At 71.6% G+C, this 24,329-nt stretch carries 24 protein-coding genes; 16 read left to right on the forward strand and 8 right to left on the reverse strand.

Going from position 1 to position 24,329, the window contains the following annotated elements:
• Positions 1–4: 4 nt before the first annotated feature.
• From GC157_12250 to GC157_12275, 6 genes are read right to left on the reverse strand one after another with little or no spacing between them, the layout of a single operon-like run.
• On the reverse strand, positions 5–1,003 hold the full coding sequence (locus GC157_12250; GenBank protein ID MBI1378236.1) for a hypothetical protein: 999 nt from the start codon (positions 1,001–1,003) through the stop codon (positions 5–7).
• Complete coding sequence (locus tag GC157_12255; protein MBI1378237.1) at positions 1,000–1,740, reverse strand: MBL fold metallo-hydrolase; 741 nt, start codon at positions 1,738–1,740, stop codon at positions 1,000–1,002. Before GC157_12255 ends, GC157_12250 begins: the two co-directional genes overlap by 4 nt.
• Positions 1,737–2,762, reverse strand: a complete 1,026-nt coding sequence (locus GC157_12260) for a hypothetical protein (protein MBI1378238.1) — start codon at positions 2,760–2,762, stop codon at positions 1,737–1,739. The genes GC157_12255 and GC157_12260 overlap by 4 nt, the downstream gene beginning before the upstream one ends.
• Positions 2,763–2,816: 54 nt before the next feature.
• Positions 2,817–3,599: a glucose 1-dehydrogenase gene (locus GC157_12265; protein ID MBI1378239.1), complete on the reverse strand. Its 783-nt coding sequence runs from the start codon at positions 3,597–3,599 to the stop codon at positions 2,817–2,819.
• Entirely contained in the window at positions 3,596–4,549 is a 954-nt protein-coding gene (locus tag GC157_12270; protein MBI1378240.1) for a hypothetical protein, read from the reverse strand. Before GC157_12270 ends, GC157_12265 begins: the two co-directional genes overlap by 4 nt.
• Positions 4,546–5,538: a dihydrodipicolinate synthase family protein gene (locus GC157_12275; protein MBI1378241.1), complete on the reverse strand. Its 993-nt coding sequence runs from the start codon at positions 5,536–5,538 to the stop codon at positions 4,546–4,548. The genes GC157_12270 and GC157_12275 overlap by 4 nt, the downstream gene beginning before the upstream one ends.
• 408 nt (positions 5,539–5,946) lie before the next feature.
• Here GC157_12275 and GC157_12280 point away from each other — a divergent pair, with 408 nt between their 5' ends.
• The 10 genes from GC157_12280 to GC157_12325 are packed head-to-tail and all read left to right on the forward strand — an operon-like array spanning position 5,947 to position 17,209.
• On the forward strand, positions 5,947–7,773 hold the full coding sequence (locus GC157_12280; GenBank protein MBI1378242.1) for an ABC transporter permease subunit: 1,827 nt from the start codon (positions 5,947–5,949) through the stop codon (positions 7,771–7,773).
• Between the two features lie 54 nt (positions 7,774–7,827).
• Positions 7,828–9,213 carry an extracellular solute-binding protein gene (locus GC157_12285; protein MBI1378243.1) on the forward strand — a complete coding sequence of 462 codons (1,386 nt, stop codon included), beginning with the start codon at positions 7,828–7,830 and terminating at the stop codon, positions 9,211–9,213.
• Positions 9,214–9,263: 50 nt separating this feature from the next.
• Complete coding sequence (locus GC157_12290; protein MBI1378244.1) at positions 9,264–10,289, forward strand: hypothetical protein; 1,026 nt, start codon at positions 9,264–9,266, stop codon at positions 10,287–10,289.
• Positions 10,290–10,291: 2 nt separating this feature from the next.
• Positions 10,292–11,389: an ATP-binding cassette domain-containing protein gene (locus GC157_12295; GenBank protein ID MBI1378245.1), complete on the forward strand. Its 1,098-nt coding sequence runs from the start codon at positions 10,292–10,294 to the stop codon at positions 11,387–11,389.
• Positions 11,386–12,369, forward strand: coding sequence for a C-terminal binding protein (locus GC157_12300; GenBank protein ID MBI1378246.1), 984 nt, complete (start codon positions 11,386–11,388; stop codon positions 12,367–12,369). Before GC157_12295 ends, GC157_12300 begins: the two co-directional genes overlap by 4 nt.
• Positions 12,366–13,343, forward strand: a complete 978-nt coding sequence (locus tag GC157_12305; GenBank protein ID MBI1378247.1) for an LLM class flavin-dependent oxidoreductase — start codon at positions 12,366–12,368, stop codon at positions 13,341–13,343. Before GC157_12300 ends, GC157_12305 begins: the two co-directional genes overlap by 4 nt.
• Positions 13,340–14,482: a hypothetical protein gene (locus GC157_12310; protein MBI1378248.1), complete on the forward strand. Its 1,143-nt coding sequence runs from the start codon at positions 13,340–13,342 to the stop codon at positions 14,480–14,482. Before GC157_12305 ends, GC157_12310 begins: the two co-directional genes overlap by 4 nt.
• Positions 14,482–15,384, forward strand: a complete 903-nt coding sequence (locus GC157_12315; protein MBI1378249.1) for an FAA hydrolase family protein — start codon at positions 14,482–14,484, stop codon at positions 15,382–15,384. The genes GC157_12310 and GC157_12315 overlap by 1 nt, the downstream gene beginning before the upstream one ends.
• Positions 15,385–15,401: 17 nt before the next feature.
• Positions 15,402–15,782, forward strand: a complete 381-nt coding sequence (locus tag GC157_12320) for a RidA family protein (protein MBI1378250.1) — start codon at positions 15,402–15,404, stop codon at positions 15,780–15,782.
• Positions 15,725–17,209, forward strand: a complete 1,485-nt coding sequence (locus tag GC157_12325; GenBank protein MBI1378251.1) for an FAD-binding protein — start codon at positions 15,725–15,727, stop codon at positions 17,207–17,209. The genes GC157_12320 and GC157_12325 overlap by 58 nt, the downstream gene beginning before the upstream one ends.
• 15 nt (positions 17,210–17,224) lie before the next feature.
• Here GC157_12325 and GC157_12330 read toward each other — a convergent pair whose 3' ends face one another.
• Positions 17,225–18,205 carry a mechanosensitive ion channel gene (locus GC157_12330; GenBank protein MBI1378252.1) on the reverse strand — a complete coding sequence of 327 codons (981 nt, stop codon included), beginning with the start codon at positions 18,203–18,205 and terminating at the stop codon, positions 17,225–17,227.
• 228 nt (positions 18,206–18,433) lie between these two features.
• Between GC157_12330 and GC157_12335 the strand changes: the two genes are divergently transcribed.
• The 5 genes from GC157_12335 (at position 18,434) to GC157_12355 (ending at position 23,050) form a co-directional block, all read left to right on the forward strand.
• A complete protein-coding gene (locus GC157_12335; protein ID MBI1378253.1) occupies positions 18,434–19,135 on the forward strand; it encodes an FCD domain-containing protein in 702 nt (233 codons plus the stop codon).
• Positions 19,006–19,953, forward strand: a complete 948-nt coding sequence (locus GC157_12340; GenBank protein ID MBI1378254.1) for an alpha/beta fold hydrolase — start codon at positions 19,006–19,008, stop codon at positions 19,951–19,953. The genes GC157_12335 and GC157_12340 overlap by 130 nt, the downstream gene beginning before the upstream one ends.
• On the forward strand, positions 19,950–20,741 hold the full coding sequence (locus GC157_12345) for an alpha/beta fold hydrolase (GenBank protein ID MBI1378255.1): 792 nt from the start codon (positions 19,950–19,952) through the stop codon (positions 20,739–20,741). Before GC157_12340 ends, GC157_12345 begins: the two co-directional genes overlap by 4 nt.
• 33 nt (positions 20,742–20,774) lie before the next feature.
• A complete protein-coding gene (locus tag GC157_12350) occupies positions 20,775–22,301 on the forward strand; it encodes a carotenoid oxygenase (GenBank protein MBI1378256.1) in 1,527 nt (508 codons plus the stop codon).
• A gap of 116 nt (positions 22,302–22,417) precedes the next feature.
• A complete protein-coding gene (locus GC157_12355) occupies positions 22,418–23,050 on the forward strand; it encodes an isochorismatase family protein (protein ID MBI1378257.1) in 633 nt (210 codons plus the stop codon).
• An 85-nt stretch (positions 23,051–23,135) separates the two neighbouring features.
• Here the strand turns inward: GC157_12355 and GC157_12360 are convergent, their stop codons facing one another.
• The gene (locus GC157_12360) at positions 23,136–23,588 is read right to left on the reverse strand and encodes a winged helix DNA-binding protein (protein MBI1378258.1); all 453 of its coding nucleotides are present in this window, start codon (positions 23,586–23,588) and stop codon (positions 23,136–23,138) included.
• A gap of 36 nt (positions 23,589–23,624) precedes the next feature.
• On the opposite strand from GC157_12360, the gene GC157_12365 reads away from it, so the two are divergent.
• Positions 23,625–24,305: a hypothetical protein gene (locus GC157_12365; GenBank protein MBI1378259.1), complete on the forward strand. Its 681-nt coding sequence runs from the start codon at positions 23,625–23,627 to the stop codon at positions 24,303–24,305.
• Positions 24,306–24,329: the final 24 nt, after the last annotated feature.

Genomic DNA, 24,329 nt, shown 5'->3' on the forward strand with positions numbered 1-24,329 from the left:
GCTCTCAGGTCTCGGTCGCCACGGGCTCCCGCACGAGCTGCCATGCGCAGGTCGAGGCGGACTCCCGCAACGCTTCGGCCACGCACACGGCGGCGAGCCCGTCGTGGGCGTCGGCACGCGGGGCCTCCCGACCGTCGGCGACCCGCAGGAAGTGCTCGGCCTGGTCGCGGAACGCGGCGTCCCGCGCCTGCCCGTGATCCTCGACGCTCGGCGGTGCGGCGCCTCGCACGACCATCACCGTCCCGGTCCCGACGTCGACCGAGACCGATCCGCGGTCGCCCACGACCGTGAAGCTGCGGCGGCCGCGCGCCTGCACGTAGTCGAGGTGGACGGTCCCGGTGACGCCCGAGCGCAGGGACAGCACCGCGTCCACGACGTTGGGCGGCTGCGACAGCGGCAGGTCCCCGGCCTCGCGCGCGAGGGCGAAGCCGCCCTCGACCGGTCCGAGGAGCCACCGCAGGTAGTCCCACTCGTGGCTGTAGTCGAAGTACAGCCGGCCCTCCTCGGCGGTGCCGAAGCGGTTGCGGGCCACGACCAGGGTCTCGTACGCGCCGAGCATCGCCTGGAAGGACACCGGCTCACCGATCGCGCCGGAGGCGATGAGGCCGTGCGCCCGGCGCATGCAGCGGTAGGACCTGAGCACGTACCCCACGAGCAGGGGCACGCCCGCGTCCGACGCCGCCCGCACGATCCGCCCTGCCTCGGCCGAGGAAGCGGCCAGCGGCTTCTCGACCAGGACGGGGACGCCGGCCTCGCAGGCCGCAACCGTCGCTTCGGCGTGGAACCGGTCGGGCGAGGCCACGACGAGGCCGGTCAGGCCCCGGTCCAGGAGCGCCTCCAGCGAGGGGACCTGCTGCACCGCGACGCCGTCGTCCGGTGGCGACGGCACGGGGTCATAGGCGACCACGGACACGCCCTCGATGCTGGCGAACACCCGCGCGTGCCGACGACCGATGGAGCCGAGACCGGCGACGCCGATGGTCCGCTGCGGGACGGCGGTCATGTGACGAGCGGCGGGGGCAGCCCGCCGGCGTCGAAGGCGGCGACCGCCGTCCGCAGGTGCTCGGCGGCACCGGACAGCACCACCGACCCGTGGCCCGGCAGGAGCGTGTCCGGGTCGTGGCGGGACAGCCGGCGGATGCTCTCCCCGATCTGGACGGGACGGGAGTCGGGAGTCGAGAGAACCGCGACCCTGCCGCGCGAGAACACCAGGTCGCCGGTGAATGCGGCGCGGCCGCCGGGGCCGTGGAGGAGGTACACCAGGTGCCCGTCCGCGTGCCCCGGCGTCTCCAGGACCGTGATGACGAGCGACCCGACCGCGAGCTCGTCGCCGTCGGCCAGCACCTCGACCGGGGTGGGGGACAGACGGACTTCCGGCGGGTACGTCCCGGCGGCACGCGCGTCGCGCAGGCCCGAGGCCACCTCGTCGCCGTCGGCGAGCACGGCAGCCACCGCCTCCGACGCGCAGACCCGCGCGCCGAGAGCCTCCGCGAGGCCGAGCGCACCCGCCGCGTGGTCCGCGTGCGCGTGGGTCAGGAGGATGCGCGACACCGTGCCCGGCGCCACCCCCGCCGCGGCCACCCTGGCCGCGATGGCGGCCGTCTGCAGGCCGCAGCCGGCATCCACGAGGACGGCGTCGCCGCCATCAGCGACGAGGTAGACGTGCGAGTCGTGCGGGTCCGTCATGCCGAACCCGAGGGCGCCGCTGCCCACGAGGTGGACCTCGGGGAGGAGCCTCATGTCGCCGCGTAGGCGTCGGGCACGGGCGCGGGACGCATCCCGGGTCGGACGGGCTCGTGCCGGCCCGACAGCATCGACAGCTCGGCAGCCGCCAGGGTGGCGCAGACGTTGGCGCTGGCGGAGGCGTCGAACGGCCAAGCGGCGTGACCCTCGACGGCAGCGAGGAACGTCGAGATCTCCTCGTCGTAGACCCCCTCGAGGGCGTCGGCCCAGTCCGCGATGACGCGCTCGTCCTCGATGCCCCGAGCCGGCAGCCGGCGCTCGACCGAGCCGGCCAGCAGGTCGAAGGCGACGAAGCCGTCGTCGCCGGCCACCCAGCCCCGGCGCGCCACCTGCGGGGAGGCCATGAGGACCGTCAGCTGGCCTGTCACGCCGTCGCGGGTCAGCAGCTGCAGGCTGTAGGTGTCCTCCGCGTCCAGCTCCAGCGAGCCCCGCCGGTCGACACGGCCGGAGACCGACGAGAACGGACCGAAGACGCCGTGCAGGGCGATCAGCTCGAAGGCCACCATCTCCCGGGCCGGGGCCGTGGAGCGGTGCCGGGCGTAGTACTCCGCGCCCTCGCCCGGGTGCCAGCTGCGCTCGTCGACCGAGAGCACGTACCCGAACGCATGCACGCGGCCGAGCTCCTGCTCGACCACGCGGGACACCTCACGGACGACCGGATGGAACAGCAGGGTCGCCGACGGCGCCATCACGACGCCCGCGCGGTCCTGCGCGACCTGCACCTCGACCGGGTCGACCGGCCAGATGTCGGCCTCCGAGAAGACGTGCCGGCCGGTCTCGAGCGCCGTCCGGACGAGATCGGCGTGGCGGTCCGGGGGCGTCGACACGACGACGACGTGCGGGTCCCACGCCCATGCCGCCTCCGGCTCGGCGAACCCGAGCACGCCGAAGCGCTCCTGCGCCCGGGCCCGGCGGTCCTCACGCTCGTCGAGCAGACGGACCTCGACGCCCGCACGACCGTGCAGGTCGCGCATGCGCCGGGTCCCCATGGAGCCGCCGCCGATCTGCAGCACCCTCATCGATCCACCTCCCGGCCACCACCCGGTCTGCCGCGTGCGTGGCGCTCTGGTTGCCTAGTAGGTGAGCCAGCCGCCGTCGACCACGACGGTCTCGCCCGTGACGAAAGCAGCCGCGTCGGAGACGAGGAAGGCCACGACGGACGCCACGTCCTCCGGAGTCCCCCGACGGCCCAACGGCGTGTTGCGCACCCACCAGTCCGTCCGCAGAGGAGTGCCCGCCTCCGGCCGGGGTGGCACCGCCACGTCGATGTCGCCGGGAGCCACGCCCACGACTCGCAGGCCCAGCGGCGCGAGCTCGAAGGCGAGCCCCTTGGTGAGGCCCGACATCCCCGCCTTGGCGGCCACGTAGGCGGTCGCGTGGTGCTGCGCGGCGTACGCACCCACGGAGGAGACGTTGACGACCACGCCGGAGCCCCGCAGCGCCATGTCCCGGGCGGCCTCGCGTGCGCACCGGAAGGCCGCCTTCAGGTTGACGTCGACGACCCGGTCGAGGTGCTCGTCGGTGAAGTCCAGCAGCGGCCCGGTGGCTGCCGGGCCGGTCACGCCGGCGTTGTTCACGAGGATGTCGATCCGGCCGTGCCGCTCGATCGTGGTGGCGACGACTCGTCTGCACGCGTCGGCGCCGGCCAGATCGCCTCCCACGCCGGAGAGCGACCTCCCCGGCGCCTGGAGGCGCATGACGGACGACGACGCCTTCTCCTCGGTGCTCTGGGCGATCACGACGTCGGCACCGAGATCGGCCAGGTGCACCGAGATCGCCGCGCCGATGCCGGTGCCACCGCCGGTGACGAGCGCGGCGCGGCCCTCCAGCGGCCGGTCGCCCGTCACGCCGCTCACGCGGGCACTCCGGGCAGGTCGCGCGGGACGGGACCGAGCATCGCGATGCCGTCGCCGGCGACGACGCGCGCCGTGCGTCGCAGCATCATGACGGACGCAGGCTCCGGGCGCGGGTTCCTGACCTCGTGGACGAGTTCCGCACGGTCGTCGAGCACCTCAGCCACCAGCTGACCGGGCTGTACGACGTCCCCGGCCGTCACGCGGGTGACGCAGAGGCCGGCTACGGGGGTCGTGAGCGATGCGTCGACATCGCCGTCGTCCCCGGACAGCAACCGAGCCCCCGACGGTGGTGCGAGATGGTCAGGAGTCATGCCCAGCCACGACAGGAGGCGGGTGACACCACGGACGTAGACGTCGACGTCGGTTCCCACGAGCCCCCCGCCGCCGCTGCCCTCGACGTAGATGGACGGGACGCCGAGGCTCTCCGCCGCGGACATGCTGCGTCCCTCGCCCGAGCCCTCGTGCCGCCACAGCAGCGGCGCGTCGAACACCGCAGCCGCCTCCGCCGACCGTGGCGCTGTGGGGACGCCGTCGACGTAGCCGGCGAACACGGGCATCGAGTAGTGCAGCCCCGCGGAGTGCAGGTCCACCATCAGGTCCGCGCCGCGGATCACCTCGTGGGTCAGGTGGTGAGCGATGCGACTCGTCACCGTTCCCTGGGCGGAGCCAGGGAACACCCGGGCCAGGTTGGCGTCGTCCACCGGGCTGGTGCGTGTCTGAGCCTCGAAGGCGGGAGGGTTGCAGACGGGCACGACGCGCAGTGTGCCCGAGAGGCGTCCCTCGCCCGCGAGCCGCTCGGCGAGCGCGAGCACGCGCCGAGCCGCCACGACTCCTTCGAGCTCGTCGCCGTGGACGCCGCCGAGCACCGCCAGGACGGGTCCGGCGCCGCTGCCCACCTCGTGGAGCCCGACGCTCCAGCCGTCGCCGACGTCGAGGGCGCGTGCGGTCACGGCGCCGGGAGGGCCGTGGGCGCCAGCAGCCGCTCGCGCAGCTCTGCCCCTTGCTCGAGAAGCCGGGCGGCGTGACGACGGATGCCGTCGTCGGCGGGCGTCAGCGGGTGGCTGGTCGTCGCGTGGGCGATGACCCCGCGCTGCACGAGAGCCTCCTTCACGACCGCGAAGAACTGCGCGGAGAAGCTCGCGTCGGGCAGCGCGTGGAAGTACAGGTCCAGCAGCGACACCACAGCCGACTGGAGCTCGGAGGCACCAACCCAGTCGCCCGCCGAGGCTCGGCGGACCAGCTCGACGTGGAACTCCGGGAACACGTTGGCCAGTCCGGCGATGGTCCCGTCGTATCCGCCGAGCATCGCGGCGTCGATGCACTGCTCGCACCCGGAGTAGCGGACGAAGCCGGGCAGGTGGCGCGTCGCCTCGCTGATCATCCGGCCGCCGACCAGGTCGCCCGAGGAGTCCTTGACGCCCGCGACCATCCCGGCCTCTCCCAGGCGCCGCACCAGGGCCGCCCCGAGCACCGTGCCCACGCGTGTGGGCACCTCGTAGGCGACCACGGGAGTCGTGACCACCGATGCGACGGCGCCGAAGTGGCGGACCAGCTCCTCGGGCGACGGCCTCTCCCCTGCGGGGGCCGACACGAGCAGGGAGCCGGGCCTCAGCGCCGAGAGGTCCCGCGCGGCGTTCGCCGCGTCTGCCGTCCCATGGCTCGGGACGCCGAGCATCACGTGGGTCCGGTGCGCGTAGTGCTCGACGGCGTGGGCTGCGACCCGCGCGCGCTCGTCGGCCGACAGCCACAGCCACTCGCCCGACGAGCCCAGCACCAGGGCGCCGTCCACCCCCGCCTCGATCGCGAACTCGAGGAGCGAGCTCAGCGAGTCCAGGTCGACCCGGCCGTCGGGGAGCAGTGGCGTGACGAGCGGGACCATCACCCCCGAGGCCGGCAGCGGCACAGGTCGGTGCGCGTCGGGGGACGTGTGAAGTGCCATGGGCTCCGGTCCGTCTCGAGAAGTCCGTGGGTTGCCCCGTCATGGTTCCCCGGCGTGCGGTGATCCGGGTCATGCGTTCTGTGCACCGAAACGACGGTCTTACCTGATGGCACAACCCTCGCGCACGGCACTCGACGTGTCAACCATCGTGACGCGTCCGTAGTCCACGGATCCGCAGTCGAGGAAGCGCCGTCGTCGGACACGTCAGGTCACAGAAATGAAACTGCGGTGCCGACTGTTGACACGCGACCTCCTGCCGTCCAGACTCCCCTGAGTCATCGGGGGAGCGACCAGAGCCGGGTCTCGAGGACCGGTCGAAGGAGTGGTGTGAGCGTCACCGTCCAGCCCCTGCCTCCTCCGCCGGTGCGGCGCAGGCCTCTCCAAGGGCTGACCCGACGCGTGGATCGCATGAGCGAGCGGCGCTTCTCCTCCTTGATGTTCCTGCCGGCCGCGGTGCTGATCCTGCTCATCGCGGTTCCGCCGATCGCCTCGGTCTTCGGGATGAGCCTGTTCCGGATCGAGCTGCTCAAGGACGGCCCGACCCGGTTCGTGGGCACGGGCAACATCGGTCGGATGCTCGCCGACACGAACTTCACGGCGTCCATCCCGCGCACGATCCTGTTCGCCGTCGCGGCGACGGCGATCACGGTGCCGCTGGCGCTGGCGACCGCGATGCTGCTGAACCGGGCCAAGCGGTGGGGCGCCCCGCTCGCGGTCGCCCTGCTGCTCCCGTGGGCCATCGCCCCGATCGTCACGGGGTTCTTCTGGCGGTTCATGTTCCAGCCGAGCTTCGGCATCGTCACCGACATCCTGCGCGGACTCGGACTGGTCCACGGACCGGTCCCGTGGCTGGAGGACCCGGGCAAGGCGTTCGTGATCGCGGTGCTCGCCACGGCCTGGCGCTCCGCGCCGCTGCTGGCACTGATCATCCTGTCGTCGCTGAAGTCGATCCCCAGCGCGCTCTACCGCGCGGCGACGATGGACGGCGCCACACCCGGACAGGCCTTCCGGGCGGTCACCCTGCCCGCGATCCGCCCGACCCTCATGATCGCCACGATCCTGCAGATCATCATCTCGCTTCAGGTCTTCGACCTGCTGTTCCAGCTCACGCGGGGCGGCCCCGGGCTCGAGACGACGACGATCGCCTACTACATCTACAACTCGGCCTTCAACAACCTCAGCCTCGGCTACTCGGCCATGCTCGCGCTGTTCCTGATGGTCGTGATCATCGCGTTCAGCCTGGCTGCCGCCTACCTCGGCCGGCGCCGGACCCCGCGGCCCGTGTTCACCGATGACGACCTCGACCGACTCGTCCTCGACCCCAGCGCCGTCGCGCAGCGACCGGGTCGCGCGGCAGACGGATCAGCCGAGCGAGCCGAGCGTCCTCGGCGGCGGCGCCAGCTCCCCCGTGGCGTGCGTCGGGTCGTGGGAGGCGTCCTCGTCGCCCTGCTGATCCTCTGGTCGGTCGGCCCGACTCTGTGGATCATCATCGCGAGCCTGCAGCCGGAGTCTGCGGTGACGTCGATCCCGTTGCGCCTCACGGCGAACCTCGACCTGCACCACTTCGCCGACATCTTCTCGAGCCCGGAGTGGCAGGGCTCGTTGAGAGTGAGCCTGGTGGTGACCGTCGCCACGACCGTCATCACGCTGGTACTCGCCGGGATGGCCGCCTACCCGCTCGCTCGTCTGCGGGTGCCGGGCAAGTCCATCGCGATCGGCGCGCTGATGTTCACGTACACGGTGCCGGCGATGGTCCTGATGATCCCGCTGCTGTTCGTCTACAACGGGATCGGCCTGACCGACACCATCCAGGGCCTCGTGATCGCCAACGTGGCGTTCTCGCTGCCCCTCGCCATCTGGCTGCTCAAGTCGATCTTCGAGAACGTCCCCGCGGCGCTCGAGTCGTCCGCCCGCATGGACGGATGTTCGCGGCTCGGCACGCTCGTCCGCGTCACGATCCCGTCCGCTGCGTCGGGCATCGCGGCGACGGGCCTCCTGCTCCTCATCAGCGTCTGGAACGAGTTCCTGTTCGCTGTGGTGCTCGGGAACCACGGTGCGGTCACCATCACGCGACGCATCGGCTACATCAACTCGCCGACGGGGATCGGGGGCGACCCCCCGTACACCTACCAGGCAGCCGCAGGAGTTGTGGCGGTCCTGCCCGTGGTGATCCTCGTGATGATCTTCCATCGGCGAATCAGCTCCGGTCTGACCGAGAGCTACCTGAAGGGCTAAGCCCTCCACCTCGCGTCCTCAAGCCCGCAACACACATCGAAGGGTGTTCACAAGGTGACCACAAACGGGATCTTCCCCTCTGACCCCAACGGCATCACGGGGGCGAGCATCAGCCGCCGCAACATGCTGAAGCTCAGCGGATTCCTCGCGATCGCCGGGACCGCGGCGCTCGCCGGCTGCAGCACCGGGAGCACGACCACGGACGCGAGCTCAGCGGCGACGGGGTCCGTCGACCCGTCCAGCTTCAAGGGCATCACCCTCAACGTCGGCTGCAACCCCACCGACGTACAGGCGGCACAGGCGGCCGGCAAGCTCTGGGCCGACAAGTACGGCGTCACGGTCAACGCCCAGGTGATCCCGTACGCCGAGCGGGCGACCGACTACGCGACGATGATCGTGTCGAAGGACCCGCACTACGACGTGCTCTTCGGGTCCGTGGACTTCGTCTCGAACTTCGGCGACAAGATCTACCTCGACCTCGGCGACCTGGGCGGCGCCACCAGCGACCTCCTCCCGGCCGCGCTGGGGCAGCTGTCCAAGGGGGGCAAGCTCTACGCGGCGCCGCTCTTCGCCGACATGGAGTTCTTCATCTACAACAAGAAGCTCTGGAGCGCAGCCGGTCTCGACCCCACGAAGGTCCCGACCACATGGGACGAGTTGTTCGCCCTCGCGCCGCAGCTGCTCAGCACGGGCAAGGACGCCAACGCGACGCCGTGGACGTCCATCGGCGTCCCCTACTGGATCTCCTTCTACAACTCGCTGGGTGGCCAGCTCTTCAACGAGGACAAGACCGAGCTGCTCTTCGACAACGACCAGGCCCTCCAGACCTGGAAGACCGTCGAGAAGGGCTTCCAGACCAAGTTCTTCGGTGCCGCGGGTGCGACCGCCGGCGGCGACGCCGACTCGCAGATCCTCTTCAACCAGGGGCTCGCGGCGTCGGAGATCAACACCGTCGGCTTCTGGGCCCAGACGCAGAGCACGGACCCGCAGTACAAGGTGTCGATCAGCAAGGACGACGTCGGCGTCATGGTCATGCCCGGGATCAACGCGGGCACGAGCGGCAGCATCATCGTGTCCGAGGGCTTCGGCGTGAACAAGTTCGGCAAGAACCAGGACGCCGCGCTGGCGTTCGTGAAGTACATGTGTGGCCCCGAGTTCCAGAAGCAGCTCGTGCTCGGCCAGGCCGGCACGGTGCTCCCGCCGGCGAGCATCTCGGTGGGCAGCGACCCGCAGGTCAAGGACGCGTTCCCGATCGCTCCGCTGCTCGCGGAGCAGGCGAAGGCCCAGCTCACCTGGCCGGGCAACGCCCCGTACAACTGGAACGCGCCGTTCCTCCTCGGCATCACAAACCTGTTCAAGGGCACGTGGACCGCGGAGCAGGCGCACTCGGAGACGGTCAAGGCGGTGCAGCAGCTGATCGTCCAGTACCTGGCGGCCTGAGACGGGTCGGCCGGCCGGCCGAGACCGCGCAACTGTGACGGAGTGGTTGGATGCAGCACGGGATCGGCATCGTCGGCTCGGGGTTCATGGGTCGCACGTGGGCACAGGTGGCCCGGTCCGGCGACGGCACGCCAGTGCGTGCCGTCGCCGGCGGCCGCCGCGCCGTCGCGCTCGCGCAGGACTTCGACATCGACCTCGAGCCGTCCGTCGATGCGCTCCTCGCGCGTGAGGACATCGACGTCGTTGTCATCACGTCCCCACCCAACGCGCACAGGGACCAGACGGCCGCTGCGGCAGCCGCCGGCAAGCACGTCCTGGTGGAGAAGCCGATGGCCCGTGACTCGGCGGAGTGCCGGGCCATGGTGGAGGCGTGCGAGCGCGCCGGGACACAGCTCGCGGTGGTCTCCCAGCACCGCTTCCGCAACTCGCCGATGGCCGCCAAGCGGCTGATCGACGACGGCGCCATCGGCGAGGTCCGCATGGTCCGGGTGACCGGGCTCGACGCCTGGTGGGACATGTCGGAGACGCAGGACGAGTGGAAGCTCGACCACCAGCAGATGCGCTGCTACGCGGACTGGGGTGCGCACGGCTGCGACGTGCTCCGGTGGTTCGTGGGGTCCGAGCCCACCATGGCCTACGCGCAGTACCACACCTTCTCGGACTCCCCTCCGCCCGGTCAGAGCGTGATGGCGACGTACCGGTTCGCGAACGACGTGATGGCCAGCGTCTGGATGAGCTACGAGGTGCCCGAGCCGCGGCTCGGGTCGGCGCTCCAGCTCCTGGTCTGCGGATCCCGCGGCATGGTGGACGTCGACGCCTACGGGGCGGTTCGGCTCGGCACGGACGGAGGGTGGACCACCGTCTACGAGCAGCCGCCGTTCGACCCACTCGACCCCACCAGCGCGGGACGGCTCGAGGCCTATCGTCGGGAGCTCGACGACCTCGTCCGCGCGGTCGAGACCGGGCAGCCGCCGCTCGTCAACGGGCGAGAGGGACTCGCCACCCAACGGATGCTGGACGCGGTCGAGTCCTGCGCTGCGACGGGGCTGCCGGTCAGCCTCAGTGAGGAGGGCTGACCGTGTCTTCGGTGCACCTGGACAAGGTGGTCAAGAAGTACGGCCGCGTGACGGTCCTGGACGAGCTGTCCTTGGACCTGCCGGATGGCAACTTCGTGACTCTGCTGGGTCCCTCGGGCTGCGGCAAGACGACGACGCTCGGCCTGATCGCCGGCCTGGATCAGCCGGATTCAGGGCGGATCCTGCTCGGCGACCGCGACATCACGCGGACGCCGCCGAACGAGCGCGGAATGGCCATCGTCTTCCAGAACTACGCGCTGTACCCCCACATGAGCGTGTTCGGGAACATGGCGTTCTCGCTCAAGCTCCAGCGCTACGCCAAGGACGTGATCCAGCGCCGGGTGAAGGACGTCGCCGGCATGCTGGCGATCGACTCCCTGCTGGACCGCAAGCCGGGCCAGCTCTCCGGGGGCCAGCAGCAGCGGGTGGCACTCGGTCGAGCCATGGTGAAGGAGCCCGACGTCTTCCTGCTGGACGAGCCTTTCAGCAACCTCGACGCGGCTCTCCGGTCGCGGATGCGCACCGAGGTGAAGAGGCTGCACCTGAGCCTGGGCACGACGACCATCTTCGTGACGCACGACCAGGAGGAGGCGATGGCCCTCTCCGACCTGATCGCCGTCATGTCGGAGGGCCAGGTCGTCCAGTACGGGCCCCAGCAGGAGATCTACAACCGGCCGGCCAACACGTACGTGGCCACGTTCATCGGCAAGCCGCGCATGAGCCTGATCGAGGGCACCCTCGAGCGGCACGCCGACGACGTCGTGTTCGTGGCTCCGGACCTCCGCCTGTCCCTCGGGACGGCGCAGGCGATCGGGCTGCAGGACGGGGAGTGGCTGCGGGTGATCGCCGGCTTCCGGGCGGAGCACGTGTCCATCGGCCAGGGCAGCAGCGAGTCGGGTCACACCTTCAAGGCGCAGGTGGAGCTGATGGAGCCGACCGGATCGGACACCTTCGTCGAGCTCGGTGTCGGCGGGGCGACAGTGACCGCGCGGGTGGAGCCCGATCTGCCGGTGGTGATCGGCGATCGCGTCGAGGCCGAGGTGCGGCCCGGTCGGGTGCACCTGTTCGACGCGGTGTCCGGGCGGCGGATCGCGACGTGACGACTCCGCAGGGACGTCCGCGGGTGCTCGTCTACGACCCCATCCGCGAGGTGCCGTGGGACTACGACACGGAGCGGGACCTGCTCGACGGGCGTGGCGTGGACCTCGTCGTCCCCGACGGTGACCGGGCCGACGACGAGCAGCTCGGGCTGGCCGACGTCCTCGTGGTGTCCGAACCCCTTCCCGTCGAGGTGATGGACCGGCTCGACAGGTGTGTGGGCATCCTCTGCTACCGGGTGGGCATGGACAACGTGGACCTCGAGGCCGCGGCGGCCCGGGGACTGCCGGTGACGAACATCGCCGGGTACTGCACCGACGAGGTCTCCGACCACGCCGTGCTCCTGCTCCTCGCGTCCTTCCGGCGGCTCGTGCCCTTCGCCACCGAGGCGTCGGTGGGCAACTGGGACGTGTACCAGCGCCAGGACCTCTTCGAGATCCGCAGGCTGCGCGGTCGCACGGTCGGCGTCGTGGGAGTGGGACGGATCGGCAGCCAGGTCGCCGCGAAGGTCGCGGCCTTCGGCGCGACCGTGGTCGGGCACGACCCGTTCCTGGACGCATCCCCGGTCGAGGGCATGGCGATGCTCGACCTGGACCAGCTGCTCGGGCGCAGCGACGTCGTCATCCTGTGCAGCGCCCTCACCGGCTCGTCGCGCCACCTGCTCGACGCCGACCGCATCCAGCGGATGAAGCCCGGCGCCACCCTCGTCAACGTCGCCCGTGGGGGGCTCGTCGACGAGAGCGCACTGGCCGCCGCACTCCGTTCGGGCCACGTGGGCGCGGTCGCACTCGACGTGCGTGAGACCGAGCCGCCCGACCGTGAGCACGACCCCCTGCTGGGCCTGCCCAACGTCCTGCTGACGCAGCACCTCGCGGCGACCTCGCGCGAGTCCCACGCCGACCTGCACGCGTTCGCCGCCCGCCGCTGCCTCGAGCTCCTCGCTGAGGCCGGCAGGGTGCCTCCCGAGGAGCCCATGGCATGAGGGTCGGTCTGATCCTGCCCCAGGGCTGGTTCGGCGAGTTCGCGGGCTGGGACCCGGTCCGGGCCTACGACCGCGTCGTGGAGATCGCGCACCTCGCCGAGCAGCGCGGCTTCGACTCCCTGTGGACCGGTGAGCACGTGCTCACCAAGTGGGGTGGCGAGCAGACGCTGCTCGAGTGCATGACCCTCACGGCGGCGCTGGCTCCCCAGGTCCATCGGATCGGGCTCGGTTTCACCGTGCTGAACACGACCTTCCGCAACCCGGCCCTCACGGCCAAGATGGCCTCGACCCTGGACGTCGTGAGCGGTGGCCGACTCACCCTCGGTCTGGGAGCGGGCTTCCGCCAGGACGAGTTCGAGGCCTTCGGGTATCCCTTCCTCCCGACCAGGGAGCGGCTCCGGATGCTCGGGGAGCATCTCGAGATCATCACGCGGATGGTGGACCGGCGGGAGCCGCCGGTCTCGTTCGACGGCCAGTACGCCCGCGTCGCGGGCGCGGTCAACAACCCGAGGTCTGTGCGCTCGCCCCGCATCCCGATCCTCATCGGGGGGCACGGGCCCGAGATCACGTTCCGGCTCGCGGCCAGGTACTGCGACGAGATCAACCTGGACGTGCTGCCGGCGCAGACCGAGTCGGCTCTTGCGGTGCTGCGCGAGCGGTGCCACGAGATCGACCGGGACCCCAGGTCGCTCGCGGCGTCGATCAGCGTGCCGCCGAGCCTGGACTGGGCCGGCCTGAGGTCGACCGGGGGTCAGCGCATGATGCGTCCGGACGAGATCTCCTTCGCCGACGCCGAGCGAGCGTCCTCGCTGCCGCGCCGCGCCGAGGCTTTCGCCCTGTGGCGGGAGCTGGGGCTGTCTCGCGTGATCACGGGCGTGCCGGGGTTGGCCACCACGGACGAGACCCTCGACGAGCTCGTGGAGGACTGCATCGAGGCGGGCCTCGAGCTGGGACCGGCCGGGAGCGCCGGATGATCGAGCTGGTCGGTTCGGATGTCGTCTTCCGCAACCCCCGGCCCGAGCTCGTGGCTGTCGGAGCCTGGCATCCCTCCCTCGTCCGCCTGGGCGCGTCGTCCTGGCTCTGCTCCTTCGACCTCGGCCAGGCACCCGAGAGCCACGACTACGCGACGCACGTGAGCCGCTCGGACGACGACGGCCGCACCTGGTCGGACCCCCTTCGGCTCGTGCCGCCGGAGCCCGCTCCCCGCGCCACCCACTCGATCCGGGTCGGCCGCCTCTCCGACGGCCGGCTCCTGGGCGTCGGTCCGCGCTTCCTGCGTGCGGACGCGGACCGAGGCCTCATCAACCACCCTGGCCTGGGCTACACCGAGATGGAGCTGGTGCTCACGTCCAGCGAGGACGAAGGGCGGACCTGGAGCGTGCCGCGTGTCATCGCGCCGGCGCTGCCGGGACCGTTCGAGACCTGTCACGCCCCGCTGGAGCTCGCGTCGGGCAGGATCCTGTGGCCGACCTCGACGTGGATGCGCTGGGACGGCACTTCGCCCGGGGGCATGCGCGCGGTTGCTCTGCTCTCCGACGACGGCGGGGTCAGCTGGCCGGATCACCTCGAGGTCGTCGACCAGTGGGACCGCGGCGTCGTCTCCTGGGAGCAGTCGATGGTCGAGCTCGACGACGGGAGGCTGCTCGCGCTGGTGTGGTCGGTCCAGGTCCAGGACGGCAGCACGCTGCCCACCACGGCTGTGATGACCGGGCCCGGGGACGCGCGCTTCGGCGACCCTGTCGCGACGGGCATCCACGCGCAGACTGCGAAGGTCGCCTCGCTGGGCGGCTCGACCGTCCTGGCGGTGTACCGCCGGCACGACGAACCGGGCCTGTGGGCGTCGGTCGCTCGCGTAGGTCCGCAGGGAGGCGGCTGGGAGACGCTGTCGTCCTCGCTCCTCTGGAACGGTGCCGGCTCCGGCATGGGGGGGAGCGCCTCGGTCGGCGAGGAGCTCAGTGCTCTGAAGTTCGGCTATCCGAGCGTCGTCGTCGAGCCCGAGCGTGCGGACGGATCGCGGTCGGTCGCGGTCGCCTTCTGGTGCGAGGAAGGCGGTCCCACCGGCATCCGCCTCCTGCGTCTGCGCGTGTCACTGCCCCAAGAAAGGGAGGACTGATGGAGCTCCTGCGCCTGGGCCCTGCCGGCTCCGAGCGCCCCGCGGCCCGGGTCGGCGGGACTCTGTACGACCTCAGCACCCTGACCGACGACATCGACGGCCCGTTCCTGGCGGACCACGGCATCGCACGGGCACGGGATGCCGTCGCCGCGGGCGCGCTGGCGGTGATGGACGACCCCGGAGACGGTTCGGGCCTGCGTGTGGGGCCTCCGGTCGTGCGTCCTGGCTCGCTCGTGTGCGTCGGCATGAACTACCGGGCGCACGCGGCCGAGACGGGCGCGACGCCACCCGAGGTGCCTGTCATCTTCTTCAAGGCCCCCAACACGCTGGTCGGCCCCTACGACGACGTGCGGATCCCGCGCGGCAGCACCGAGACGGACTGGGAGGTGGAGCTCGCCTTCGTGGTGGGCAGCCGCGCTCGCTACCTCGACTCCCCCGACGCGGCGCTCTCCTGCATCGCAGGTCTCGCTGTCGCCAACGACGTGTCCGAGCGCGCGTTCCAGCTCCGCGAGTCCGGCGGGCAGTGGTCGAAGGGGAAGAGCTGCGAGACGTTCAACCCGTTGGGCCCGTGGCTCGTGCCGATCGACGAGATAGAGGACCCCTCCGCCCTTCGCCTCCGCTCGTTCGTGAACGGTGAGGCGCGGCAGGACTCCAGCACCGCGGACATGATCTTCGACGTCCCGTTCCTGCTGTGGCACATCAGTCAGTACATGGTTCTCGAACCGGGCGACATCGTGAGCACGGGAACTCCCGAGGGTGTCGCTCTCTCCGGCCGCTTCCCCTACCTGAGGCCCGGTGACGTGATGGAGCTGAGCATCGACGGGCTCGGTGCCCAGCGCCAGACGTGTCGTACCTGGGACTGGGACGCCGCAGCACCGGGCGCCACGCCCCCCGGTCCGTGACACAGGAGGAGAGCTTCGTGCGCAAGGAACCCGTCGTCGGCACCGGCGTGCCGACCAGCCACCTCCCCTTCTCGCCGGCGGTGCGAGCCGGTGCGCTCGTGTTCGTCTCCGGCCAGGCGTCCGTCGACGACGAGGGCCGCCTCGTGCCGGACGACTTCGCCGGCGAGATGCGCCGCTCCATCGAGAATCTCCGTCGCGTCCTCGAGGGCGCCGGACTGAGCCTGCACGACGTGGCGCAGGTCCGCGCCTACGTGGACGACCCCGCGGACCTCCCCACGTTCAACTCGGTCTACCGGGAGTACTTCGACCAGCCCCTCCCGGCCCGCACGACGCTGATCGGATGTCTCGGCGGCGTCGTCAAGTTCGAGATCGACGCGATCGCAGTCGACCCCGCCTGACGAGTGTCCGGAGGCTGCTGGTGACCACGAGCCCGGGCCGGGCGGCGCAGCGGGACCTGGCACGGCTCGCCCCGCGCTCTGCGGTGATCGACGACCCGTCGCTCATGCTGTCCTACGCCCGGGACCGCGCCGAGGGCGCCGCAGCCGGAGCGCCCCTGGCCGTGGTGCTGGCCGGTGACGCGGAGGACGCGGCCGCCGTCCTGAGCTGGGCGAGCGATCGCGGCGTACCGGTGGTGCCTCGCGGCGCCGGCTCAGGCCTCAGCGGTGGCGCCAACGGCGTCGACGGCGCGGTCACGCTCGTCCTCGACCGCCTCACGGCCGTCGACGAAGCCGACCCGGAGACGCTGACGGTGCGCGCCCAGGCCGGAGCGCTGACGGGCGACGTGAAGGCCGCCGCAGCCAGGAGGGGCCTGTACTACCCGCCCGATCCGGCCAGCGCGGCGTTCTGCACCATCGGCGGGAACATCGCGACCAACGCCGGTGGCCTGTGCTGCCTCAAGTACGGCGTCACCGGCGACTGGGTGCAGCACATCGACGCGCTCCTGATCGACGGCTCGCCGCTGCGGGTCGGCCGCAGGGCGAGGAAGGACGTGGCCGGATACGACCTGCGCGGGCTGCTGATCGGATCGGAGGGCACGCTGGCCGTGACGACCGCCGCCACCCTCCGTCTCCGTCCCGCCTCCGCGGTTCCGCTCACGATGGTCGCCACCTTCGCGAGCCTCGACACGGCGGCCTCCGCGGTCGCCGGGATCACGACCTGCGGGGCCGTTCCGTCGATGCTCGAGATCCTCGACTCGGTGACGCTCCGGGCCGTCGAGGAGATGGAGCCCATGGGGCTCGACCCGGGCACGGCCGCGCTTCTCGTGATCCAGTCGGACGCGAACGACGCCGAGGCGGAGCTCTCCCTCGTGCGTCGAGCCTGCGAGACGGCGGGCGCGGACTACGCGGCCGTCGCATCGGACCGCCTGGAGGCGGACATGCTGCTGCACGTCCGTCGACAGGCCTACCCGGCGCTGGAACGTCAGGGGCGCACGCTTCTCGACGATGTCTCGGTGCCGGTCCCTGCCGTGGCTGCGCTGCTCCGCGGCGTGCATGAGACCGCCAGGAGGCACGACGTCCGGATCGGCACGTTCGGCCACGCCGGCGACGGAAACCTGCACCCGACGATCGTGATCCCTCGCGGCGACGCAGCGGCCGGGAGCCGCGCCGAGAAGGCGTTCGCCGAGATCCTCGACATCGCCCTGCGGCTCGACGGCACGGTGACCGGGGAGCACGGTGTCGGCTCGCTCAAGGTGCCGTGGCTGCACCACTCCCTCGGCCCGGTCGAGCGACGCCTGCAGGCGCAGGTCAAGCAGGCCTTCGACCCCCAGGGCCTTCTCAACCCCGGGCGCGCCATCCTCGCGGGCACCACCGCGGCGTCGGCCTGACCGGCTGGGCACCGGTCAGGTGCCGGCGCCCACCGGGGTCTCGCGCTGCCAGACGACGCGCTGCGGGAAGGGGATCTCGATGCCCTCGGCGTCGAAGCGCCTCTTGATGCGCTCGCGCAGCGCGCGGGCCACGGCCCACTGGGCCAGCGGCGCGGTCTTGAGCACCACCCGGACGTCGATGCCGTCGGAGCCGAGGCTCTCGATCCCCCACACCTCGGGCTCCTCGAGGATGAGCGCCTCGAAGTCCGCGGTGGCGCGCAGCTCGTTCGCCTCCTCGAGGAGCACCTCCTTCACCCGGCTGATGTCCTCGCCGTAGGCGACGGAGACGTCGAGCACCGTGCGTGCCCAGTTCTGGCTCTTGTTGCCCACGCGGGTGAGCTCGCCGTTGCGCACGAACCAGACCGTGCCGTTGACGTCGCGCAGCCGGGTGACCCGCAGGGTGACGGCCTCGACGGTGCCGCTCGCGCCGCCGATGTCGATCACGTCGCCCACGCCGTACTGGTCCTCGAAGAGCATGAACATCCCGGCGATGAAGTCGCTCACCAGGCTCTGGGCGCCGAAGCCCAGCGCGATGCCGGCGATGCCGGCGCCGGCGATGATGGGGCCGATGTCGTAGCCCAGCTCGGCGAGCAGGATCACGAACACGATCGCGAACACGACGGCGGTCGTGAGGCTGCGCAGGACCGATCCGAGCGTGTGGGCGCGCTGCTTCCGCCGCTCGAGGGTCGCGTCGTAGGCCACCTGCTCCTCCGGGCTGCGACCGATGGTGAGCGCCTGCGGCAGCATCCCGGTCGCGGCGCGGTCCACGACCTTGGTGATCAGCCGGAAGAGCAGCCAGCGCACGACGAAGCCGACGAGCACGATGAACAGGATCGACAGCGGTCGCGCCACGATCCAGTCGAGCGTCGTGGCCAGCCAGTCCTTGCCGGTGGCGTCGTACACCCAGTTGCAGACGGTGGAGCTCGGGTCGCAGGGGTTCGCAGCAGTCGTGATCATCGCTCCAGGCTACGAAGGGCGGCCGCCTCCGACGAGGACCCGGTGGCGGCCGCGTGGCGCATCCCTCGTCGCCGGCAGCCGCCCCTGGGCCGTCGCCGCCGGCCGGTGATCGCACCGGAGCCGCACCCTTGACCGCTGCGTCGTCCCGCCCCTAGCCTCAAGTGGTTCAACCAGTCAGCCACCGTGCTCGACGTGGGCTCCGGCAGGGGCACGAGGGAAGGCGCGCGCATGCAGAAGGCGTTCCAGCCCGTGCGCGTGCCGCTGCCCGACCAGATCCGCGACCACCTGCGAGGGCTCATCGCCGACGGCGAGCTCGGCCCCGGCGACGCGCTCCCCTCGGAGCGCGAGCTGGCCGCGAGGCTCGGGGTGTCGCGGCACTCGCTGCGCCAGGCGCTCGCCTCGCTCGCCGCGATCGGGCTGGTCGAGACCCGGCACGGCTCCGGCGTCTACCTCACCGCCAGCCCCTCGGACGACACCGTCACCCGCTTCGCCGACGTGCTGTTCACGGTCAACACCTCGATCGGCGACGCGCTCGAGGCCCGCCTGGCCTTCGAGCCGTCGGCCACCAGGCTGGCTGCCGAGCGGCGCACCGACGACGACCTCGAGCTGCTCACGGCGGCCCTCGACGTGCAGCACGACCTCAGCGCCGGCGACGCGGCGTCGAGCGAGGCGTCGTCGTTCCACCACCAGCTCGCCCGCACCACGGGCAACCCCGTCTTCGCCGGCCTGCTCCGCTCGGTCACCACGGGCCCGCGCAACGTCTCGCTGCTCGCGGCCCACACCCACGACGGGCCGGCCCGCTGGCACCGCGAGCACGTCGCGATCCTCGACGCCGTCCGCCGCGGCAACGGCGCGCGGGCGCAGCGGCTGATGGCCTCCCACCTCGAGCAGATGCTCGCGGTGGCACGGTCCCTCGAGTCCACCCACTGATAGCCCCCGGATCCAGGAGGACGGCGTTGGCCCAGGTGCGCACCGGCGAGCCGCTGCGCCCCCACGCGCCGTCGGGCGGTGGCGAGGGAGCGCGCGACCTCGTGCTCGTGCCGGGGCTCAACAACTCGGCGGGCGTGTGGGACGACGTCGTGAGCCACCTGCCGTCGCACCTCGCCGCCCGGGCCGTCGACTGCCCGCCGCTCGACGACATCGACGCGATCGCCGCCGCGCTGCTCGAGGAGCTACCGGACCGCTTCGTGGCCGTGGGCCACTCCTTCGGCGGCTACGTCGTGGTCGCGATGCTCGCGCTCGCACCGGAGCGGCTCGAGGCCGTCGCCCTGGTGTGCTCCGGCGGGTACGCCGACACCCCGGCCCAGGCGCAGGCGCGGCTGACGACCGCCGAGGCCGCGCGCACGGGCGACTACATCGCCATGGCGACTGCCCGCGCCGACCTGCTCTACCACCCGGACAACGCCGACGACGCGGTGCTCGCCGCGAAGCGGCGTCGCGGCGTCGAGGAGTACGGCGTCGAGCGCTACGTGGCGCACCTCGCCGCCTGCGCCAGCCGCCCCGATCGCGAGCAGCTCCTCCTCGACACAGACGTGCCGCTGCTGCTCGTCGCAGCCGACGGCGACCAGGTGGTGCCCCCCGGCCCGCGCCGCGAGGCCGCCGCCCGCGCGGGTGCCGCGTTCGCGCTGGTGCCCGGCGCAGGCCACATGCTGCCGGCCGAGCAGCCGGCCGCGCTGGCCGGGGAGCTCGCCGCCTGGCTCGCGGCCACCCCGGCGTCCCGCCCCTCCCTGCACGAGGAGACCGCATGACACGTCCGCTGCCCGCCCACGAGATCACCGGCTCCGGCGACATCACCGTCTTCCTGCTGCACGGCGCCTACGGCGACGGCAGGTACTTCGCCGACACGCGGGACCGGCTCGTCGCGCGTGGCCGCCGTGTCGTGGTCTGGCACTGCCCCGGCTACGGCGGCAGCCCCGGCATCGACTCCCCCTCGATCGAGTCCTTCGGCGAGGTCGCGGCGGAGCTCGTGGCGGCGACCGGCGGCGAGCGCAACGTGCTGCTGGGGCACTCCATGGGCGGGCTCATCGCACCGCGCGCCGCGCTGCTCGTGCACGACCGCGTCGACGCGCTGGTGCTCTCGTCGACCTCGGCCGGGCTCAACACCCGCACGCCCGAGGAGCGCGCCGCCTTCATCGCCGAGCGGGTCGACCCGATCACCGCAGGCCAATCCGTGGGCGAGTACGCCCCCGCGCTGCTCGCCACGATGATCGGCCCAGAATCGAGCGGACCGCTCGTCGATCGTGTGATGGACGTCGTGTGCGAGATGAGCACCGAGACCTTCAAGGTCTCGATGACCGCCATCACCGAGTACGTCGACGGGGTCGAGACGCTGCGCGCGCAGACCGTGCCCGCACTGGCCATCGCCGGCGAGCACGACCCGGCGTGCCCGCCGGACGGCATGCAGTTCATCGCCGAGCAGCTGCCGGACGCCGAGTACGCCGAGATCGCCGGCGTCGGCCACTACGGCTTCGCCGAGCGGCCGGAGGAGTACCACGGGCTGGTCGAGGACTTCCTCGCCCGCAGGCTCGGCGTCTGACGTCACCGCACCACCGAGGGAATCGAGGAGCCGATGTTCGAGATGGCCGACGCGCTGATCATCACGGTGCCCAAGGAGGACGACACCGACAACCCCTACCTGCGCGGGCCGTTCCGGCCGCAGCGCAACGAGTTCGCGGTGTCGGGCGACGAGATGACCGTCATCGGCGCGATCCCGACCGACCTCGACGGCGTCTACATCCGCAACACGCACAACCAGGCCCAGGCGCCGCTGGGGATCTACCACCCCTTCGACGGCGACGGGATGCTGCACGCCATGCGGTTCCGCGACGGGACGTGCGAGTACCGCAACAAGTTCGTGCGCACCACCGGCTTCCTCGCCGAGCAGGGGGCCGGCGGGCGGTCGCTGTGGCCGGGCCTGCTCCAGCCGGGCCAGTACCAGCGGCGCGGCTGGGGCGCGATGGGCTCGATGAAGGACAACGCCGGCACCGACGTCATCGCCCACGCCGGCGCCCTCATCGCGTCGATGTCGCAGGGCAGCGAGCCGTGGAGCCTGAGCCCGGCCACGCTGGAGACGACCGGCGTCAAGCAGTGGGGCTGCCTCGTGCCCGACGGCGTCTCGTCGCACTACAAGGTCGACGCCGCGACCGGGGAGATGATCTTCTTCAACTACCCGGAGAAGGCGCCGTTCATGAACTACGGCGTCGTGAACAAGGCCGACAACCTCGTGCACTACGTACCGATCGAGCTGCCCGGGGCGCGCTGGCCGCACGACCTGGGCATGACCGAGCACTACTCCGTGCTCCACGACCTCCCGCTCTTCTTCAACCCCGAGGGGCTGCGGCAGGGGGTGCGCAGGATCGAGTTCCACCCCGAGCTGCCGGCCCGCTTCGGGGTGATCCCGCGTTACGGCACCGACGCCGACGTGCGCTGGTTCGAGGCCGAGCCCTGCTTCGTGATGCACCTCGGCAACTGCTTCGAGGACGGCGACTGGGTCGTGCAGGACGGCTGCATCTGGGACCACCCGGTGCACCCGCCGGTGGGCGCGGCCGACGACGTCATCGCGCGGATCGCCCGTCAGCTCGACAAGCACACCACGCACACCCACCTGCACCGCTGGATGTTCAACATGGCGACCGGCGAGGTGCGCGAGCTCGACCTCGACGACGAGGTGACGGAGTTCCCCATCGTCAGCAACGACTTCGTGGGCCGCAGCTACCGCTACAGCTACAACAGCCTGTTCATGCCGGGCCACTGGCTGATGACCGGCGTCAAGAAGTACGACGTCCGCACCGGCGAGATGACCCGCTACGAGTACGGCGAGCAGCGGTACGGCTCCGAGGTCTGCGTCGCGCTGCGGGAGGGCTTCGCCTCCGAGGACGACGGCTACGTCATCACCTTCGTCACCGACATGGCCCAGGACCGCTCCGAGTGCCTGGTGCTCGACGCGCGCGACATCGCGGCCGGCCCGATCTGCACGATCGTGCTCCCGGAGCGCATCTCGGCGGGCACCCACGCCTGCTGGGTGGAGGGCGACCGCATGGAGGGCGAGCACCGCTCGCCGCAGGCCCTGGCGAAGGTGGCCGAGCTGACCCGGTGACCGGCGGCCGCCGTCCACTGTCGCAGGCCCGCTGCCTGTGGTAGGACGGCCGGAGACGCCCTGGTGGTGACGGCGCCGCAGGGCGGTTCGACGCGACACCCACCCGGAGGCTGGACATGGACCCGAAGAAGACAGCGGTCGTGCTCGTCGAGTTCCAGAACGACTTCACCAGCGAGGGCGGCGCCCTGCACGACGCCGTCAAGGACTCGATGGCAGCCACGGAGATGATCAAGCACACGCAGGAGGCGGTGGCCGCGGCCCGCGACGCCGGGGCGACCATCATCCACGCGCCCATCCAGTTCGCCGAGGGCTACGGCGAGATCACCGCGCACCCCTACGGGATCCTCAAGGGCGTCGTCGACACCAACGCGTTCGTGAAGGGCAGCTGGGGGGCCGCGTTCGTCGAGGAGGTGTCCCCGGAGCCGGGCGACATCGTGCTCGAGGGCAAGCGCGGGCTCGACGCCTTCGCGAGCACCAACCTCGACTTCATCCTGCGCAGCAAGGGCGTGGAGACCGTCGCCCTGGGCGGCTTCCTCACCAACTGCTGCGTGGAGTCGACGATGCGCTCGGCGTACGAGAAGGGGTTCGAGGTCATCACGCTCACCGACTGCGTCGGCGCCACCAGCGCCGAGGAGCACGCCAACGCGATCACCTACGACTACCCGATGTTCTCCAAGCCGATGACGGCCGCGGAGTTCTCCTCTGTGCTCGAGGGCTCCGCCGCCGAGGACCGGTCCAGCGCCTACTGACCGCAGATCACCCGCGTCGACCGGTGCGCCTCCTCTTCCCGGGAGGTCGCCCGGCGCGGTGTGTGCCGCACGGGATGACGCGCCGTCACATGGTCGCTGACGCCGCGCGGTCGATGGCGGCTGCCGTGCGGACGATCTCCTGCCGGGCGTCATCGAGACCCGGGCCGAGGTCCGCCTCGACCGACGCGAGCACCCCGAGGAAGAGCTCGCCGGCGGCACGGTGCGCGGCCCGTCCGGCGTCGGTGAGCGCGAGCCGGTAGGAGCGGGCGTCGGCGGGGTCCGGCTCGCGCGTCACGTGGCCGCGCTGCTCGAAGCGGCGCACGTAGCTGGAGACGGTGGTCAGCGGCGCGGCCATCCACTGCGCGAGCCAGCTCGGCGAGCGTGGGGCCGCGACGAGCAGCGAGTAGACCGCGAACTCGTCCGCGCTCAGCCCGCTCTCCCGCAGGGAGCCGTCGAGGAGCCGGTACGCGCGGCGCGAGAGCAGCCACACCTCGAACAGCACGTTGGACGGGACTGCGGGGATGGCGTCGGAAGGCACTTGCGGAGTCTACTGCGAGTTCGTAGTATCCCTGCCATGAAACTACGAACTCGTACTAATGGTGGGACGTCCCGGACCGCGGTCGCCGCCGTGGTGGCGGCGGCGCTCTGGCTCGTGATGAGCGGGTGGATGTTCGCGACCCACGCCTGGGGCTCGCTGCCCGCGGTCGTCGACGGCTGCGGCAGCCCGGCGCCGGACGTGCGCTTCGCCCCGGACGCCGACGCCGTGGCCGCGTTCATGGCGGGCTGCCGCTCGGCGGGCTCCGCGGCGTACCTGCACCTGCAGGTGCTGGACCTGCTGTTCCCGAGCGTCACGGCGGCGTTCCTCGTCGCCGCTCTTCTCCTTCTCACCCGTCGTCGTCGGTCGTTGCGGTGGCTCGTCGTCCTCCCCCTCCTCGTGGCGGTCGGCGACTACGTCGAGAACGTCGGCGCCTGGGCGCTCCTGGCCGGCGGCGACCCGACGTGGGCCTACCGGCTCGTCCAGCTCGGCTCGGCGGTCAAGAACGTCCTGTCGTGGGCCTCGTGGCTCGCGCTGATCGTCCTCGTGGTCGCGAGCATCGGGGCGGCCCGGCGTCACCGTCGGCGTCCACGTGCCCAGAGCATGGGCCGGTCGACGTCGTCGGGTGCAGAGGCGCACGACCCGGCCGCGGCAGAACTGATCGGCAGTGGTCCCGGCGCGAGCAGGACGGGATCGATCGTGGGGCTCAGGGACAGGTGACGGGGCGAGACGACGATCGCGGTC

This window comes from Frankiales bacterium, assembly GCA_016125335.1.
Classification (GTDB): domain Bacteria; phylum Actinomycetota; class Actinomycetes; order S36-B12; family CAIYMF01; genus Longivirga.